Origin of the sequence: Sporosarcina luteola (genome assembly GCF_023715535.1) — a bacterium.
Classification (GTDB): domain Bacteria; phylum Bacillota; class Bacilli; order Bacillales_A; family Planococcaceae; genus Sporosarcina; species Sporosarcina luteola_B.
This window is the reverse complement of sequence record NZ_JAMBOI010000001.1, coordinates 402,580-419,736: the sequence shown is the minus strand read 5'-3', so window position 1 is coordinate 419,736 and position 17,157 is coordinate 402,580. Positions and strand designations below refer to the sequence as shown.

The 17,157-nt window shown below is 50.3% G+C and carries 20 protein-coding genes; 15 read left to right on the top strand and 5 right to left on the bottom strand.

All coding sequences use genetic code 11. The features are described from left to right. Positions 1 to 88 precede the first annotated feature (88 nt). Entirely contained in the window at positions 89 to 343 is a 255-nt protein-coding gene (locus M3191_RS01790) for a hypothetical protein (RefSeq protein ID WP_251697739.1), read from the bottom strand. A 108-nt stretch (positions 344 to 451) separates the two neighbouring features. Here M3191_RS01790 and M3191_RS01785 point away from each other — a divergent pair, with 108 nt between their 5' ends. From M3191_RS01785 to M3191_RS01750, 8 genes are all read left to right on the top strand, one after another. Further along, complete coding sequence (locus M3191_RS01785; RefSeq protein ID WP_251693548.1) at positions 452 to 721, top strand: sporulation transcriptional regulator SpoIIID; 270 nt, start codon at positions 452 to 454, stop codon at positions 719 to 721. Between the two features lie 366 nt (positions 722 to 1,087). Then, a complete protein-coding gene (locus tag M3191_RS01780) occupies positions 1,088 to 2,080 on the top strand; it encodes a rod shape-determining protein (protein WP_251698062.1) in 993 nt (330 codons plus the stop codon). 66 nt (positions 2,081 to 2,146) lie between these two features. After that, the gene (locus M3191_RS01775; RefSeq protein ID WP_251697738.1) at positions 2,147 to 2,977 is read left to right on the top strand and encodes a flagellar hook-basal body protein; all 831 of its coding nucleotides are present in this window, start codon (positions 2,147 to 2,149) and stop codon (positions 2,975 to 2,977) included. Between the two features lie 28 nt (positions 2,978 to 3,005). After that, entirely contained in the window at positions 3,006 to 3,842 is an 837-nt protein-coding gene (locus M3191_RS01770; RefSeq protein WP_251697737.1) for a flagellar hook-basal body protein, read from the top strand. 22 nt (positions 3,843 to 3,864) lie between these two features. After that, positions 3,865 to 4,200, top strand: coding sequence for a DNA-directed RNA polymerase subunit beta (locus tag M3191_RS01765; RefSeq protein ID WP_353056493.1), 336 nt, complete (start codon positions 3,865 to 3,867; stop codon positions 4,198 to 4,200). 154 nt (positions 4,201 to 4,354) lie between these two features. After that, positions 4,355 to 4,798: a 3-hydroxyacyl-ACP dehydratase FabZ gene (gene fabZ / locus M3191_RS01760; RefSeq protein ID WP_251697736.1), complete on the top strand. Its 444-nt coding sequence runs from the start codon at positions 4,355 to 4,357 to the stop codon at positions 4,796 to 4,798. A 97-nt stretch (positions 4,799 to 4,895) separates the two neighbouring features. Then, positions 4,896 to 5,288, top strand: coding sequence for a hypothetical protein (locus M3191_RS01755; RefSeq protein WP_251697735.1), 393 nt, complete (start codon positions 4,896 to 4,898; stop codon positions 5,286 to 5,288). Positions 5,289 to 5,376: 88 nt separating this feature from the next. Further along, positions 5,377 to 5,727, top strand: a complete 351-nt coding sequence (locus M3191_RS01750; protein ID WP_251697734.1) for a hypothetical protein — start codon at positions 5,377 to 5,379, stop codon at positions 5,725 to 5,727. 60 nt (positions 5,728 to 5,787) lie between these two features. Here the strand turns inward: M3191_RS01750 and M3191_RS01745 are convergent, their stop codons facing one another. Next, positions 5,788 to 5,952 carry a hypothetical protein gene (locus M3191_RS01745; RefSeq protein ID WP_251697733.1) on the bottom strand — a complete coding sequence of 55 codons (165 nt, stop codon included), beginning with the start codon at positions 5,950 to 5,952 and terminating at the stop codon, positions 5,788 to 5,790. A 264-nt stretch (positions 5,953 to 6,216) separates the two neighbouring features. Beyond that, positions 6,217 to 6,654, bottom strand: coding sequence for a YwpF-like family protein (locus M3191_RS01740; RefSeq protein ID WP_251697732.1), 438 nt, complete (start codon positions 6,652 to 6,654; stop codon positions 6,217 to 6,219). 243 nt (positions 6,655 to 6,897) lie between these two features. On the opposite strand from M3191_RS01740, the gene M3191_RS01735 reads away from it, so the two are divergent. Beyond that, positions 6,898 to 7,356, top strand: coding sequence for a single-stranded DNA-binding protein (locus tag M3191_RS01735; RefSeq protein ID WP_353056492.1), 459 nt, complete (start codon positions 6,898 to 6,900; stop codon positions 7,354 to 7,356). A 282-nt stretch (positions 7,357 to 7,638) separates the two neighbouring features. Further along, positions 7,639 to 7,800 (top strand): hypothetical protein, encoded by a 162-nt coding sequence (locus tag M3191_RS01730; protein WP_251697731.1) that lies wholly within the window; start codon positions 7,639 to 7,641, stop codon positions 7,798 to 7,800. A gap of 39 nt (positions 7,801 to 7,839) precedes the next feature. On the opposite strand, the gene M3191_RS01725 is transcribed toward M3191_RS01730, so the two are convergent. Beyond that, positions 7,840 to 10,584 carry a DEAD/DEAH box helicase gene (locus M3191_RS01725; protein ID WP_251697730.1) on the bottom strand — a complete coding sequence of 915 codons (2,745 nt, stop codon included), beginning with the start codon at positions 10,582 to 10,584 and terminating at the stop codon, positions 7,840 to 7,842. Beyond that, positions 10,581 to 12,158, bottom strand: a complete 1,578-nt coding sequence (locus M3191_RS01720) for a hypothetical protein (RefSeq protein WP_251697729.1) — start codon at positions 12,156 to 12,158, stop codon at positions 10,581 to 10,583. The genes M3191_RS01725 and M3191_RS01720 overlap by 4 nt, the downstream gene beginning before the upstream one ends. 118 nt (positions 12,159 to 12,276) lie before the next feature. On the opposite strand from M3191_RS01720, the gene M3191_RS01715 reads away from it, so the two are divergent. From M3191_RS01715 to M3191_RS01695, 5 genes are all read left to right on the top strand, one after another. Further along, positions 12,277 to 12,594, top strand: a complete 318-nt coding sequence (locus tag M3191_RS01715; protein WP_251697728.1) for a hypothetical protein — start codon at positions 12,277 to 12,279, stop codon at positions 12,592 to 12,594. A gap of 87 nt (positions 12,595 to 12,681) precedes the next feature. Then, complete coding sequence (locus tag M3191_RS01710; protein WP_251697727.1) at positions 12,682 to 13,125, top strand: transcriptional regulator; 444 nt, start codon at positions 12,682 to 12,684, stop codon at positions 13,123 to 13,125. 463 nt (positions 13,126 to 13,588) lie between these two features. Further along, positions 13,589 to 14,275 carry a hypothetical protein gene (locus M3191_RS01705; protein ID WP_251697726.1) on the top strand — a complete coding sequence of 229 codons (687 nt, stop codon included), beginning with the start codon at positions 13,589 to 13,591 and terminating at the stop codon, positions 14,273 to 14,275. Then, complete coding sequence (locus M3191_RS01700) at positions 14,276 to 15,550, top strand: HlyD family efflux transporter periplasmic adaptor subunit (RefSeq protein WP_251697725.1); 1,275 nt, start codon at positions 14,276 to 14,278, stop codon at positions 15,548 to 15,550. Between the two features lie 118 nt (positions 15,551 to 15,668). Then, positions 15,669 to 16,808, top strand: coding sequence for a polysaccharide deacetylase family protein (locus M3191_RS01695; RefSeq protein ID WP_251697724.1), 1,140 nt, complete (start codon positions 15,669 to 15,671; stop codon positions 16,806 to 16,808). Positions 16,809 to 17,157 lie beyond the last annotated feature (349 nt).

Sequence of the window (17,157 nt, the reverse complement as noted above, 5' to 3'; positions counted from 1 at the left end):
AGTTTCTAGGTAGTTGTCGTACGTAATCGCGTTGAATGCCTTTTACAAATAGAGGTTTTCGTCATTACTAAAATGGCTCATTCCTTGTCTACCGAAAACTCTTTCTCTCTAATATTGTAGTTGGAAGCAGATCTATTGAATTGCCAAAAGCATTTGGCGCGAATTGTAAGCCAACGTCCAACAAGGAGTGTCCCGCGTCCAAAGAGTGGAGTCCCGCGTCCAAAGCAGCTCCGCCCGCGTCCAAAGAGTGGAGTCCCGCGTCCAAAGCAGCTCCGCCCGCGTCCAAAGAGGGATGTCCCGCGTCCAAAACAGCTTTGCCCGCATCCAAAAACCACCCGACCACACCCCTACAAAACAATAACCCCGCCACTCCAATCAAGCTTTGACATAACCGCCGCCGTCGCCGCATAAGATAAAGGAAGAAACGGAGCTGACAGGAAAGGAAGAGGGCGTGCACGAGCAAATTCGGAGGCGATGCGTGCGCCTCGGCAAAATGTTGCTGGACACAGGACTTACCGTACGGGCGCTGGCGAAATCGACGGGCTATTCGAAAAGCACGGTCCATAAAGATTTGACGGAGAGACTGCCGAATGTGGATGTGGAGTTATCCGAAGAAGTCGCCAAAGTACTTGCCTATCATAAGTCTGTCAGACATTTAAGAGGCGGTGAAGCAACACGGATGAAATGGATGAATGAAAATAAGAAAGCCCGCAACACGTAACGGGAACAGACGGGGACCATCGACCATCCTTGAAGGAAGGCGGAAACCCTGTCTTTTCGCATGGGAAAAATCCAATCTGCCGGCCGATTAAAAACAAATATTTTAATCGCAAATAATTAATGAATACACCCATGCCTTTTAGATTGGAATGAAAAAGGACTACATAAAAAACAACGTCAAAATACGGACTCCCCAAAATACCCTGTAAAAAACCCCCAGTCGACACCATTCAGCAAGCCCTAAATAACTGCATGAATAAATGCAAAATTCCTGTCACTATTTGTGTTCATTAAAGAGTCATTATGGTACAATCTATAGTTAGGAGAATGGACGACCGAACTGAAGTTGGAAGGGGAAACGGGATTGATGTTTGCAAAGGATATCGGAATCGACCTAGGGACTGCGAATGTGTTGATTCACGTAAAAGGGAAAGGCATCGTACTTGACGAGCCTGCAGTCGTAGCAATCGACAAACATTCAAACAAAGTATTGGCGGTTGGTGAGGAAGCGTTTAAAATGGTAGGAAGGACTCCGGGCAACATTATTGCCATCCGTCCGATGAAAGACGGCGTCATCGCCGATTTCGACGTGACGGAAATGATGCTGCGCCATTTTATCAATAAACTGAATGTCAAAGGATTCCTTTCGAAGCCGCGGATCCTCGTCTGCTGCCCGACGAACATTACGAATGTCGAGCAGAAAGCGATCCAGGATGCGGCGGAGAAATCCGGCGGCAAAAAAGTATATCTCGAAGAAGAACCTAAAGTCGCGGCAATCGGCGCCGGCATGGACATCTTCCAGCCGAGCGGCAATATGGTCATCGATATCGGCGGCGGGACGACGGACGTCGCAGTGCTGTCAATGGGCGATATCGTCACGTCCGAATCGATCAAGGCCGCTGGCGACATGTTTGACAACGACATCATTCAATCAATCAAGAAAAGATATAAATTGCTCATCGGGGAGCGTACTGCGGAAACGATCAAGATCGGGATCGCGACCGTCTTTCCGGGCGGCCGGAAGGAACAGCTGGACATCCGCGGCCGCGATATGGTCAGCGGACTTCCGCGCACCATTACAATCGGATCTGATGAAATACGTGAAGCACTCAGCGAATCGGTCAGCATGATCGTCCAAGCCGCGAAAAACGTATTGGAGAAAACACCGCCGGAGTTATCCGCGGACATCATCGACCGAGGCGTCTTCTTAACAGGAGGCGGAGCCCTGTTGCACGGAATTGACACGCTGCTCGCAGAGGAATTGAAAGTGCCGGTATTCATTTCGGATAATCCACTCAGCTGTGTGGCGATCGGGACGGGAATCCTCCTCGACAACATCGGCAAAACAGGCCGTTACTAATTAAAAACTTTTTGATCCATCCGATATAGAAGAGAAGAACGAAATATGAAAGGAGGCGGGTGCCTTATGTTCCGTGGATTTTACACTGTCGGCTCCGGCATGATCGCGCAGCAGCGCAGGACGGAAATGCTGGCAAACAACATCGCGAACGCCAATACGCCAGGTTTTAAAGCCGAGCAGTCAAGCATCCGTTCATTTCCGGAAATGTTCATGTCGAGCTTGAATGCACAGCGCATCCCGACGCAAAAGGGCATTCAACTGAACGGCTTATCGCCGGTCGGTGAGCTGTCGACAGGCGTTTACATGCAAGAGACGATGCCGCTTTTCACACAAGGGACACTCCGTGAAACGGGCATGACGACAGACATCGCGCTGCTCGACGGAAGATTGCCGATCGACGCGGAAACCGGTGAACCAGGGGCAGTCTTTTTCCGGCTTGAAAATGAAAACGGAAATGAGCTCTACACGAAGAACGGGAATTTCACAATCGATGCGGCCGGGTACTTGACGAATCCGATGGGGTATTACGTGCTCAATACGAACGGTCAGCGCATCCAACTGCAAAATGACGACTTCAGCATTTCCGATACTGGCGACATTATGCAAAACGGTGAAACGGTTGCGACTCTCGGTGTTTCATTCGCGGAACAGCCCGGCGCCCTCCTGAAGCAAGGGAACGGCCTCTTTGCAAGCGCCGCTAATTTGCCTGAAGCGCAAAACGTAGCAGGAGTCGGATATTCATTCCAACAAGGCTTTTTGGAAGGCTCCAACGTTGACGCCGCGAAGTCGATGACGGACATGCTCGCCGCGTACCGCGCATTCGAAGCGAATCAAAAAATCCTTCAAGCGTATGACCGCAGCATGGAAAAAGCCGTGAACGAAATAGGACGTATCTGATGATGCGTTTTGAAAGGGGCCGAAGCGAATGATACGATCGATGACGACGGCAGTTAACACGATGAACCAATTGCAGAACCAATTCGATATCATCGGAAATAACCTTGCAAATTCGGCGACAAACGGGTATAAATCGAGTGAAGCCAATTTTCATGAACTGCTTTACCAACAATTCAATAACGATAAAGCCGATACAGCACAGCGCCAATCTCCGGCGGGCATCCGCTATGGCGTCGGTGCTGCGCTCGGTCCTGCGAAAATGAACTGGACGGTCGGCTCTCTGCAGATGACCGGACGCGAACTCGATTTTGCATTGACCGAACCGAAGCAATATTTCAACCTTATCATGCCCGGAGAAGACGGGGAGCAAACGGTGTACACCCGTGCCGGGAACTTTTACGTTTCACCTGTTGAAGGCGGCAATCTGATGCTTGTCAACGGTGACGGATATCCTGTCGCGAATAGCGCCGGTCAGCCGATCACTTTCGCCGACAACGTGAAAAATTACAATATGCTTCCAGGCGGCGTCCTTGAAGTGACGAACAATGACGGAAACGTACAGCAAATCCAAATGGGCGTCACGACTTTGGAACGCCCGAACTTGATGAGCCGACTTTCTTCGACATTGCTCACGCTTCCTGACAACGTGGCGGAACTCGGCGTCGCTGCAGGAGACATCCTGACGGAAATGAACGGTGCCAACCGCAACCGGATCAGCATGGAAAACCAGAAGCTTGAAGCATCCAACGTCAATTACGAAAAAGAGATGACAGACCTGATCAATGTCCAGCGTTCTTACCAATTCAATGCGCGGACGGTCACGCTCGCCGATCAAATGTTAGGCTTGATCAATAACATTCGATAAGCCGCGCTAGGGAGAATCCGAAATGATAGATGACAAACAAAAACATCCCCAATGGGACCATATGAAGCAAACTGACTCCACCGAGCAGCAAATTGTCGCGTCCCGCATGGAGCGCAACCAACAAAAGAAGCAGAAGTCAGTTACAGAGGAAACAAGCGATAAGCGGCGCATTTGGGTCCAGATCCGTCTGCTGCCGATCTGGTTGCGGATTGTCCTCGTCCTTCTGTTGCTCACGGGTGCTGCAATTCTCGGAGCCATCATCGGCTACGGATACGTCGGCGACGGCCAGCCTGCTGATGCGCTGAAAAAAGAGACATGGATCCATATACTAGATATCATAAAAGGGAAAGAGTCGTAAAGAATCGATCAGCGAAGGGATCGATTTGCCGTATTTCTGCGTTCTTTGCAGAAATTAAGGCACGTGGTGTTATAACATTAATCACACACTTATTGTAGTGGTTTATTTTTGCTGAATTAAGTTAACTACATACATTGTCGGGAGGATAAAGGAAATGCTAACTGCAGAACAAATTCAAAAAATCATTCCCCATCGCTATCCCTTCCTTTTAGTCGATAGGATAACAGAAATCGAAGAAGGGAAACGGGTCGTCGGCCTGAAAAACGTTACAATCAACGAAGACTTTTTCAACGGCCACTTTCCAGGCTACCCGGTCATGCCGGGCGTCCTGATCGTCGAAGCGCTTGCCCAAGTCGGCGCAGTCGCCATCCTTCAAAAAGAGGAAAACCGCGGCCGCCTCGCATTCTTTGCAGGCATCGACAACTGCCGGTTCAAACGCCAAGTCGTTCCCGGAGACCAATTGAGACTCGAAGTCGAAATCACGCGGATGCGCGGGTCCATTGGAAAAGGGAAAGCGGTAGCGACCGTCGACGGCGAAATCGCCTGCGAGACGGAAATCACATTCGCATTAGGTCCAGTGGCAGAAGCTTCAAAATAATTTGCGCACGTGCAAAATGTCAGCTACAATGAAAGTGCAGTGTGTATATTGACATGGGCATCACACGCACGTTTACAGTGGGAGGTACCAACCAATTATGTACAATGATCTTTCTCCAAATATAAAAAGTAGCATCACGCGCTCCATCACCCAGACGTTCGAGCAATACATGGCGGACATTGGCTGGGACGAAGAGCTGTACGATATCGAGGACTTCATCGATTCATGGCGCGAATACATCACGACTAAAGCACTATGGTATACAACAATTCCGGACGACGTGAAAAGAGAACCGAAATTTCACGAAGACCTCGCCCAGCGAATCAATGAAGTCATCCAGCGCATTTTAAACGATCCGCCATCCGAAGAGCAGATCGCCAACATCCAGATCATGCAGGAAAAACTTGACACGCACTTGACATACGACTGCAAAGCAGAAGCTGTCTACGTCGAATCGCTGCTCAAAGATCAGCTCGAAAAAGAACAATAAAAAGTATGGATAGTTCCCTCCTTTTTAGCCAACCTACAAGTATCATACGATTTGTATGAGAGAGGCTTGTGGAAAGGAGGGAATTTTCATGTTCAAAAAAGCGATACCGTTCGTACTCGTTTCCGGACTTGTCTTGACAGCATGTGGCGACGCAGGCAACAACGGCAACGGCAACAACGACAATGGTAACAACGTTCCAGGCAACAACGAAACGCCGATGGAAAACCTGGACAACGGTCTTAACGACACGACTCCACGAGTTAACAACGGCGCAGGACCGGACATGGATGGAATCGATAACGGACTCGATGGAAACGGTGTAAACAACGGAATCATCAATGATGGAAACCGTAACAACGGAGACATGAACGGTGACAACACAACATCACCGAATGATGACATCCTAACAAATGACAACGACACAAATCGTAACCGGTAACAACAACCGCTAACCGCAAGCCGAAAGAAAACCGCCACCCCCCCGGCGGTTTTTCTTTTTTTACAATCGCGTCATAATGAGGCCGAGTCCAACAGTATCTCCCGCATCCATTTGAAAAAGAGCTGTACTTGTCAAAGGCATCTGGCGCGAATAGGAGTCAGCTTCAAACTTGGACCAATCCGCGAAACGTAAATTCCGCACCCGCTCATAAACCGCGCTATCCACGCATAACGCCCCGCACCCGCGCATAAATCCCGCTATCCGCGCATAAATCCCCTCACCAACGCATAAATCGCGCTTTCCACGCATAACGCCCCGCACCCGCTCATAAACCGCGCTATCCGCGCATAACGCCCCACACCCGCTCATAAACCGCGCTATCCAAGCATAACGCCCCGCACCTGCGCATAAACCGCGATATCCGCGCATAAATCCCCGCAATCACGCATAAACGCCATCAAAAAAAGCCGCCCTAACAGGCAGCTCCCTTCACGCTTCTTCCCGATCCTTCTTCAACCGCGGACGCTCGCGCATATCCGATTCGAAACGCTTCAGCAGCTCATCGCCGCCCAGCCCCTCGGTAATCAATTCCTCCAATAAATGCTCCGCGTACTGGGTGCGGGCGCGCTTCAATCGGCCTTTCAACAATACCGAAATATGCTCGCCGATCTGCTGCACCGTATCAACCGCCACGCGGAATCCCGCGGGCTCGTTTTCCGGATAGGAAATGACGACGCGCGCTTCCAATAACTCGGCCGATTCCTTCCACCCTTCGAACAATTGCTGATGCTCCTGATCGATGAAAAGTTCCAAAATCCACATCCGGTGGCTATTCTCCTGATTGATAATAATGCCGTCGACCAGCGGAAAGTCCTGGATCTTATCATCTATCAATATACCGACCGAAATCATCTTAAACGTCTTCAAATGCGCCACCCCGCTCACTTTTTCATCAAGTATACCATACGTCGGAAAAAAACTTCAGAAACAGCCGAGCTCGAATTATCCCGTATAAATGAAAACTTCCAAACCCTTGCCAACATCCACATCCTTCATTTCTCCACCAATAAAACTACCCAAAAACCCTATCAAAAGCAGGTTTTACTGATTTGCACCAATTTTCAATCCGTCATATGATGAAGTCATCACAGAAAGAAAGGAGGGGGAAAAGTGAACCAAGTTGCACTCGTAGGGCGCATGACAAAAGATCCGATTTTACGAAGGCTGTCGGAAGGGAGACTGCAGACAAGCTTCATCCTTGCCGTAAACCGCAATTTCAAGAACCAGCATGGCGAAGTGGACGCTGATTTCATCCTTTGCACAGCATGGGGGAAAGTGGCGGAAAACACGGCGAAACATTGTGGAAAAGGATCTTTGGTAGGTGTCGGCGGACGGATTCAATCGAGGACATACGAACGCGAAGACAATAGCCGCGTCTTCGTGACCGAAGTGATCGGAGAGGAAATCCGTTTCCTGTCGACAAAGCGGAGAACGAACGACAACTTGTACGGAGAGACTGAAGGAAATGAGCAACAAAGCGGCGAGATTGAGAGCAAGACGGCACAGGAGAAAGTCAGCACGAACTTCCATCTGCCGCAGGACGAAAAAGAGGGACTGCCTATCTATTGACCTTCATTGGGAGATACATAGGGCAGCGAAAATGACAAAAAAGGGGGACCGCCGAATAGTTCGGATACACAAAAAAATGAATATTGGAATGAAAATATCTAAGTGAGTAAGAAGGAGAAAAAGCGATTAGGATATGGAAGGGTGGGGATTCTCCCATATCCACAGGGGGCATCGCGTCCGCCAGACGCAATGCTTGCTGCGTAGGCTGAATGATCTTGCCGACATATGCGGCGGGGACCGCTCCCGCCGCATCTTAACCAAAACCGAGAGGAGGAAAGACATATGGAACAATTCGAACAGCAACTCATCCGCATGGAACTGCAAGTCGGACAACTCATCCGCATCATCGCCGGAATGAATGAAAGGATCAACGAATTGGAAGAAATGGAGTTCGCCAGAAAAGTCATCCCTATACATACACGGCGCCCGGCACAGCGGACATGAAAAAACCCCGGTTCCCAATAGGAAACCGAGGCCGCACAACTATCTTTCAAATGAAAGAAGATCATCCAACTCAGTATCGGACAGTTCCGTCAGCCATTGACTAGACTGGATCAAATCCGCGGACAGCGCCGCTTTCTCGACAAGCATCTTATCGATCTTCTCTTCAATCGTCCCGACAGTCACAAACTTATGGACATGCACGAACTTCGTCTGGCCGATCCGGTACGCCCGGTCCGTCGCCTGGTTCTCAACCGCAGGATTCCACCAGCGATCGGCGTGCAGCACATGGTTCGCCGCCGTCAAATTCAACCCTGTGCCGCCAGCCTTCAACGACAGGATGAAAACCGGGAATTCACCGGCCTGGAACGCCTCGACCAAATGATCGCGCTGCCCCTTCGGCATGCTGCCCGACAAGAACGGCACATCGATATCATACAGCTCGCTCAAACATTGGCGGATCAACTGGCCCATTCCAATATACTGTGTGAATATCAAACACTGCTCACCATTTGAAGCAATGTCCGCCGCCATCGACACGATCCGGTTCAACTTCACCGACCGCTCCAGCATCTGGTCAGCAGGCGCATGCGGCTCCTTCAAAAACAGCGAAGGATGATTGCAAAGCTGCTTCAAGCGGCTCAACATCTTCAAAATGAGCCCTTTCCGCTCAAAGCCGGTCAACGTATCCAACTTGAACTTCGTGTCCTCGATGAAACTTTCATAGAGCGCAGCCTGCTCCGTCGTCAACGGGCAATACTCATTCTGTTCAAGCTTCTTCGGAAGATTCAACTGCAAATCAGGATCGTTCTTCGTACGGCGCAGCAGGAACGGACGGATCTTCGCCCGCAATTTGCGCTTCTCAAGCTCCGAATCATCGCGCTCGATCGGAACGATAAACTGCTCGGAGAACGTCCGGAAGCTTCCGAAATACCCTTTATGGATGAAATCGAAAATCGCCCACAGCTCCGACAACCGGTTCTCGATCGGCGTCCCCGTCAACGCAATCTGATGGTCGCCATGCAATTTCCGGATCGCCCGGGACTGCTTCGTCTGCATGTTCTTGATGTTTTGCGCTTCATCGAGCGTAATGCTCGCAAATACAGTGTTGCCAAGCGTCTCATCGTCCTGCGTCGCGGTGCCGTACGTCGTCAAAATGACATCCGGCTTGCGCTCTTTCAAAAGCGCAGCGAACTCTTCCTCCCGGGCACGCGTCGGACCGTAATGCGTATGAACCTTAAGCGAAGGTGCAAATCGCTCGATCTCCTTCTGCCAGTTGCCGAGCACGCTCGTCGGGCAGATGATGAGCGAAGGGGAGTCCGTTTCCGGGCGCGCATGCACATTCAATAAATACGTAATGAGCTGCACCGTCTTCCCGAGCCCCATATCATCGGCCAAAACAGCGCCGAAATGATGTTCGCGCATGAAGACGAGCCAATTATACCCGTCGACTTGATAGGGCCGGAGCTCCGCCTTCAATTCAGCCGGAATACCCGCGTCAGGCAGGCCTTGCTTATTCGAGACCATTTCGACATACTCGCGCAGCGACTGTTTCATCGAAAACGCCAGAAGGGGATCATCCGACTCATCATCCTCGTCGACCGGAATGATCTCCTCGGGAATCTCCTGGAACAGCAGATCCTTCACCGTCCACTCGCCAGCATCCGCCTGCTCCATCAGCTCGCGGATCCGCTTTAGCCAAAGCGGGTCGATATGGAACCACTCGTCGCCCGACCGGATATACTCGCGATTCTCATCCACCAGCCTGCGGAACGAGTCCTGATCGATCTCCTTCCCGGCAAGCGAAAAGTTCCAATCGAAAGAAAGCACTTCATTAAGACCGGCGGCGGACCGATACGACTGCACACTCGCACTCGTCCGGACGCGCATCTTCGACTCCGTCACCGACTTCAGCCAAGCCGGCAAAATGACAGCATACCCGAACGACTGGAACACAGGCAGATCTTCCTGGATGAACATCCGCACTTCCGGATCGGACATCGCAATCGACAAAAATCGGTTCCCGGGCTCAGCCTCGACCGAACGCAGGAAAGACACCATTTCGGACTGCTTCTCCCGGATTTCATCGGCATAATCCTTCCATTTCGCAGGCAGCGCATCGCCGATTTCCGCATTCGCTTTCCGGACAGCGGGCGTCCAATGCGTCCCGCGTTCGCTGACGACAACCGTCTCGAGCAGCCATTCCGTATCCCCGTCTTCAGCGGGCTCCGTCAGACGGAAAGCGACCCGGACCGGAATCGTCGAAACTGAATCGCCAGGCCAACCGTACTTCCGCAAATGCGGCAGCAGCGCCGGCAACTGATCGAGCCGCATTGCCGAAGCATCGATTTTTTCGCGAATCGCATCATGCAAAATCATCGAAGAAAGGGCGGAAATCCCGATTTTCTCCTCGTCGAATCGGATTGTCCCTGCGTCCAGCTCCGCATGCTGCCAGAAATCGGGTTCATTCCATAAACGGGCCGCTTCCCGCAACGCGGATAAATGGGCCTCGTCTTTCGTCGAACTGCCCTCAAACGAAGCGAAAGGATGCGTCTTGCCCGCAAACACTTGCAGGAATTCATTCGTATTCAAATGGACGGCCTCTTCATCGGTCGTCGGCAACAAGCCGTACAACGCCTGTTCATTATTGAAGAACAGGAAGGAGGAGAGCCTGTCCGGGGCAACCGCACGTCCGGACGGGTCTGTCGCGGTAACCGAATACCGCCCTCCTTCGTCCCGTTCGATCGCCAATTGGAAGAGGAGATTCAGCGTATCCATTTTCGTCATAAGTTCAAATTCCCCTTTTCCATTTCTTCCGACAACGCGCGGAGCCGTCGATACTGCTCGCGAACGGTGTCGATATATCGGTTCCAGAAATCCGCCTTGCCGCTCTTTTTCGCACCTGCCTTCATATTTTTGAACAACCGTACGGCGCGACGGTAGCTATGCCGGTTCTTCTCCTGGATGAACCGCATCGCATACGTATGGAGCAGCGGCATGACCGAAGCCGGGTCATTCGCGAGGACGAACTTCAACGTATCCGGCTCAAGCCCGTCATATGGAACATTGAACCGGTGCATGAGCGCCGCCCATTCGGCGAAACGCTCCCGCTCGATGAGGAAATCGCCGAACGCGCTGACGCCGTCTTCCCCGTAAATCATGAAAAGCTCTTCACGGCGCGTTTCAGGAAAATCCGCTTCCTCGAGCAATCCGTCGATTTTCCGGATAAAATGATACCGGTCCGTGGAAAACGGAATACGGCCAAAAAAATCGCCGATATGCGGGTAAATCGTATTCATGATGACGGAGAGGGAACCTGGATCTTCCATCTCGGCAGCTAGATCCGCTAGCGGCAGCCAATGGCCGACAAGTTCGCCGCCCGCTCGCTCCGCTATTTTTGCGAGCGTCTCTTCATCGCCTTTCGTCAAATTGAAATACGCGGCGAAAAAGGCTGCGTCCACCGAATCATCGTCAAGGAGAAAGGCAAGCTCCTTCTCCTGTGCAGCCGTGTCCTTGTACAGGAACTCCCACATGATCGCGTAGATTTCAAGGCGGACTTCAAAAAGCCCTTTATTCCGCAGGACGAACTCGCGGACTTGCTTTTTCAACGCATTGTAGAACGCGTCCGTCTCAAACAGCCGCGGATTCTTGCCAAGCGCCTTGCCGATATCGCGCAGCTTCTCGATCTGTTCATTGAGCCACATCTTCACTTGCCATTGGCGGTACGTGAAATGATTTGCCTCCTCGAGGTGTCCGTGTGCAAAAGACCAGCCCGCCTCGAGCAGATGCAGCCGGTAAAACAGTTCGAACAATGGCTTCCATTCATATTCGAAAGGGGACAGCGGAATCACTTTCTGGTCCATCAACGAGCTTTCGTGGATGAACACATTGGGATTATCGCTTGGCCCGATCTCCCGCAGCGGAGAAGCCAGCCTGTACAACACGTCGTTCCAAGCCTCTGGCGTCCGCTCCGAAACGGTCAGCGCCATCTGTTCCGTTTCTCTCCGCTGCCAATCATGCAGCCATTCCGTCAACGAGTGGAACTGTGAGTAAAGATGGAAGACAACCGCAATCTTATGTGCGCACCAATCATCCCCAACACAAGTGCAAGACGCTTCCGTCATCGAAAGGGAAAGAGTGACAAATTCCTCTTTCTCGTCCGCTATCATCACTTCAATGGCCGTGGCGTCCTGTGAAAAACGGAAATCATGCAACGCGCCTTTACGGACCAATGAAACGGCTTTTCGAATGACATGCGCCTCACCCTGCACATCGGGCCGGAAAGAGTGTTTGATCATGTTCATACATTCATCTATTTCACGCTCATGTAAATAAGAAACTCGTTCCACTGACATGTGCATCGGCTCACTCCCTAAACTAAAGCATTCCCTTTATTATAAGGCTTTCATGCCGCAATCGTAAATGATATCATTCAAAGTATGGAAAACGACAAACAAAAAACTGGCAGGGGGAACCAAATTGGAAACATTACTACTACATATACCAAAAGTCTATGAAAAACGTAATCTGCTAATGGGAGACTACACATCGATCGACCATGTCTACGTGGAAGACGGAAACGGCGGCGGATTCATATCAGCCGAAACATTCATGGCGCCTGAGCCCAATTCCGAGGCGATTGTCGTCAATTATCTATCAGATGAAGTGACTTTCTTCAATGATAAGGATAGTAAATTCATCAATCAGCTGTTGAAAAGGAAAATCCCTTTCGAACCGCTGGAAATCCAATTCATCATGAGACCGAGCAAGAAAAATCATCAATCCAAACGGAAGTGAATAAGATAGAAAACAAATCATTCACAAAACATCGTCAACTATGATAGAATAATAATAATCGGAATATTCAATGATGGAGGGAGAACCATGCTATCAGTACAGCGTATGACGCCTTTTTTCACTAGCCAAGAGGACTTTCGTCTCCGTCTCGTGTTCGCCTATCAATATTTCTCGATTATCAAAGGCGGTGAAGTATACCAATTTGTCCCCTCTGAAGGAAAAGAGATCGTCGTCAACGTGAAGAGCCTGCAAGTCGAAAACCTAGGAGAAGTGTTCGTCTTCCAACGGGGCAGCCGATTCATCCGGCTTCCGCTCTACCAGCTGCTTCTCATCTCGGATCTTCATCTGCATCTGTCATCGATCCTCGAAGGGACACTGAACTTGAAATTGGAAATACCGGAAGAAGTCGTCCGGGAAGCCGCGGAGCTGTTGAAAGAAATCGAATCTGACAACCGCCTGCGCATGATCGACTACGCACTCGATACAAACAACCGTGCCTTATTCACTCAACTGACGGAAGGAATGCACTGAAATTGAAAAACAAATCATGAAAAAACACTTATCGTTCCAAAAGACGATGAGTGTTTTTAATTTGTCTTCCGACTGGTTTCGACTACTAGAATGATAGGGTATACATAGCTTGCTTGGTAACTTGCAAAGCACAAGGGCTTAATTATCTCATCAAGGGCTCAATTCAATCGCCCACTCAACTCGTAAAAAAATGCAACGCAATGACGAATACAGTGGAACCGGTCAATCCGAACAAGAAATCATGCATAGTAAATCGATGCTTATCGTCTTGATTCATCCAAATCCGCTCCTTTGTCGATTTCCCGGGAAATAAGGCATTTCAAGGGGATAAACTTCCCACTAGTCTGGTCAAATTCTCCAACATTCATACAAAAAATGCCTACTAAAAATTGAATAATCCACGAGATTTGATACAGTTATGTATATAGCACCAAAAATATTCCCGCAGAAAGGATGATCGCGCTTGTTTTTCGACTACCGATTTTGGCACTTTTTGACGAGGCCTTATGAGCTCGCCTCCCAGCTGCAAACGGGAACGATGCGGCACTTCAATAGAAGGCTTCTCATCGTTTTCCTTGCCGGAATCGCCCTGTTCGCACTCCGTGAAATATGGGGAATGGGTACGGAAGCACTCACGTCATTGATGACGACAATGACAACGACGGACTACATAATCGCAAGATACGCATCACTTGCGGGCACGCTTGCTTGGTCGATCCTATACATAGCATTCCATATTTTCGGAGTCGCATTGATTTTGTCGACACTGACGAAAATCCCATACCGGCAGCTGGTCCCGCTGCAAGTGCTCATCGCAGGCGTGCTGCTCATGGAAAAGGCGATCCTCTTCATCGTCTTTGCAATGAAAGGCCAAACAGTTAGCCTATCATTCCTATCATTCGGCCCGCTCGCCGTCACAGTCATGGACAATTGGTATCTGATCCTCTTCATGAACCAATTGACGGTCACAAGCGCGCTGATCATCACATTGCAATACCGATACATCCGAGGATTCATTGCGGACGGAAGATGGAAAGAGCATCTATGGATATTGATCGCCCTGCATGTCGCAATGGCCCTTATCACGGCGGCTGTCGCCTACATCCCGTTCGATTCCCTCCTCAACTCACTATTCGGAGGTGGCTTCTAGATGAATAAACGATTAAGCATCACCGTCGCCATCATCGTCAGCCTCTTCATCGCCGTTAACGTCCACGTGCTCTTCTCGAAGAAAAGCACAGTTCCAAAAACATTGTATGTCCACAAATACGAGCGCATGACTCCCGCGCACTATGAGGAGGAATTCCCGAAAGAAGGACTCGTCACGCCTGAAAACATCTACACCGTCTACGTCGGCGACGAGGAGACAATCGATTCATGGCTCGTCAAGGAAGGCAATCCAGTTCAGGTCGGGGATGAAATCGCGTTGCTGCAGACCGGACGCGCAGAGAGCCAACTCGCGGCATGGGAGGCGGAAGAGCAAGGGCTCCTTGAACAACGGAGTGCAGTCGAGTCAACAATTGCTAGCCTCGAATCAGACCGGAGAAGCACCCGTACTAACTCGTCCCACGTCAATACGACCGAAACACCCGGCAACAAAGACGTCGAATTGAATGTCGATGTCCAAGTCGATGTCCACCAGGACGGCGCATTCGCCCAAGCTATCGCCGAAGCGGAGCGCGAACTGTCGGAAATCGCTCGTGAACTCACCGTCGTCCAAACGCAGCTCGACCAGGACGCCACCCGTCCCGCGCTCATCAGCCCGGTGGACGGAACGGTTTCCAAAGTGGACAAGCACGGCTTCACACTCGCCGCTACTATTTATAGCGATAGGAAGCTCGTCACGACGTACGTGCAGCTCGACGAATGGCAGAAAATCGAAGCCGGCGATCCTGTCCGCATCCAGGAAAATAATCTGGAGACGGTCATTGAAGGCACCGTCCATACCGTTTCCGAAGTGCCTGCGACTGACAGCAGATGGCGCGAAGCGTACGATAGGCTCGATCCGAAAGAACGGGAAAACCCGCTCGATCTCTATGAAATTACAATCATGCCGGCCGAGGAACTTTACAACTTGCCTTTCGGCGCGAACGTGAACGCATCAATAATCGTGAATGAAGCGGAAGCCGTTTCAGTGAAAATCCATTGGCTTGAATCCTTCGTGAAAGACAGCGCCGTCGTCTGGAAGCTGGATGAACAAGGTCGCGCCGTCAACACGGTCGTCACGGTTCCATTTATCACGAACAACCGCGCCGTCATCACGGAAGGTCTAGCGACAGGCGATGTCGCCATCTATAATCGCCGCATCGAAGGAACAGACAACCTATCTAACGTGTTCCTGCCTCTCCCGCTCGTTCTCCCATCGAAAAGCGACTGGAGAACATTCGGCTGGAAGAACTATGTGAAATACGGTTTCATGGAATAAACACATACACGAAAAAAACCGCCCAAGAGGCGGTTTTTTGCTTTCCAACTTCTATACCTGTCCCTCTTTCAATATAGTGAATGAATCGGAAAAATTCGGGGGGAGACGGGGAAAACGTATGAAGAAATGGACTTGGATAAGTTTGATTGCAATCATTTGTATTTTATTCACAGGAGTGGGGAAGGCGAATGCGGCCGAAAAAGGGAAACGGTACATCGGACTGCACGACCGCATCCTGCCGATCGAGGACATCCGCGTCATCGACGGTGACACGAAAGTGCCGCTCAAAGACATCGCGAATTATCTTTACTTGCCCGTTGAAACAAAAGATGGGAAAACGATCATCCAAAAACAAGGGAAAGAATTCATATTCGATCATTCAACAGGAACGACGACTTTGGACGGAGTGGACCAGCCATGGAAGCCGATCGCCTCCATTGACGGCCAGCTCTTCATTAGCGTGAAATATATCGCCCGTGAAACAGGTTTCCAATTCGAATACTTTCAAGAACACCATACAATCCGCATCTATCGCAACGAATTCAACCATATAAGCCATGAAGCTTTCAAAGAAGTGATTAAGGCGCATGGCACGAAACAGCCGCCGGTATCTACATCGAACGCTTCGAAAAAAGCGACAGTCTACCTGACGTTCGATGACGGTCCGAATCAATCCACTCTGATCAATAACGCGACGCTTGAAAAATACAAAGTGCCCGCCACATTCTTCTTCCTCGGCAATCAAATGAAACAGAACGAATCCATCGTCAAAACCGTATCGAAAAGCGGCCATTACATCGGCTCGCACAGCATGACTCACGACAAGGCACTCGTCTACAATTCGACCGAGTCATTCATTGCCGAAATGGCCGGCGGCGCCGAACTCGTCGAACAGCTTACAGGAAAGTCAGCCAATCTCGTGCGCGTCCCGTATGGCAGCAAACCGCTCGTCACGCCAAGCATGCAAAAAAGCCTCATCGCCCGCGGATTTAAACTATGGGACTGGGACGTCGATTCCAACGACTGGCGCTACACGGATAAACAAGCAGGCCAAATCGTGAAAAACGTCCAGGAAGGCGTCACAAAAGCTGTGAAATCCGGCGACAAGGACATCATCATCCTCCTGCACGACCGCAGCCAAACAACGATCGCCCTTCCAAGAATCATCGAATGGCTCCAACAAGAAGGCTACAAATTCAAGGCGTACGAACCCGACAACCACATCATCCAGAACTTCCTACGCGACCCACTGCTCTAAATCAAACCCATAATTGGTCAAAAGCATTCAGCGCGACAAGCAACACTCTAGCAATCACGCATAAACACCGCGAACCACGCATAAATCGCTACAAATACTCATAAGTCGCAAAATCGACGCATAACCCGTCGTAATTACGCATAAACGCTGCCAGACACGCATAAATCCAGAAACTCAAGCATAACTCAAACCTTTAATTGGTCAAAAGCATTCAGCGCGACAAGCAACACTCTAGCAATCACGCATAAACGCCGCGAACTACGCATAAATCGCTACAGATACGCATAAGTCGCGAAATCGACGCATAACCCGTCGTAATCACGCATAAACGCTGCCAGATACGCATAAA

Excerpts from the sequence above, each read along its gene's own strand:
- M3191_RS01720 (WP_251697729.1), bottom strand. The coding sequence starts at position 12,158 with ATGCACATGTCAGTGGAACGAGTTTCTTATTTACATGAGCGTGAAATA.
- M3191_RS01780 (WP_251698062.1), top strand. The coding sequence starts at position 1,088 with ATGTTTGCAAAGGATATCGGAATCGACCTAGGGACTGCGAATGTGTTG.
- M3191_RS01750 (WP_251697734.1), top strand. The coding sequence starts at position 5,377 with ATGTTCAAAAAAGCGATACCGTTCGTACTCGTTTCCGGACTTGTCTTG.
- M3191_RS01755 (WP_251697735.1), top strand. The coding sequence starts at position 4,896 with ATGTACAATGATCTTTCTCCAAATATAAAAAGTAGCATCACGCGCTCC.
- M3191_RS01710 (WP_251697727.1), top strand. The coding sequence starts at position 12,682 with ATGCTATCAGTACAGCGTATGACGCCTTTTTTCACTAGCCAAGAGGAC.
- M3191_RS01730 (WP_251697731.1), top strand. The coding sequence starts at position 7,639 with ATGGAACAATTCGAACAGCAACTCATCCGCATGGAACTGCAAGTCGGA.
- M3191_RS01725 (WP_251697730.1), bottom strand. The coding sequence starts at position 10,584 with ATGACGAAAATGGATACGCTGAATCTCCTCTTCCAATTGGCGATCGAA.
- M3191_RS01700 (WP_251697725.1), top strand. The coding sequence starts at position 14,276 with ATGAATAAACGATTAAGCATCACCGTCGCCATCATCGTCAGCCTCTTC.
- M3191_RS01695 (WP_251697724.1), top strand. The coding sequence starts at position 15,669 with ATGAAGAAATGGACTTGGATAAGTTTGATTGCAATCATTTGTATTTTA.
- M3191_RS01770 (WP_251697737.1), top strand. The coding sequence starts at position 3,006 with ATGATACGATCGATGACGACGGCAGTTAACACGATGAACCAATTGCAG.
- M3191_RS01775 (WP_251697738.1), top strand. The coding sequence starts at position 2,147 with ATGTTCCGTGGATTTTACACTGTCGGCTCCGGCATGATCGCGCAGCAG.
- M3191_RS01765 (WP_353056493.1), top strand. The coding sequence starts at position 3,865 with ATGATAGATGACAAACAAAAACATCCCCAATGGGACCATATGAAGCAA.
- fabZ (WP_251697736.1), top strand. The coding sequence starts at position 4,355 with ATGCTAACTGCAGAACAAATTCAAAAAATCATTCCCCATCGCTATCCC.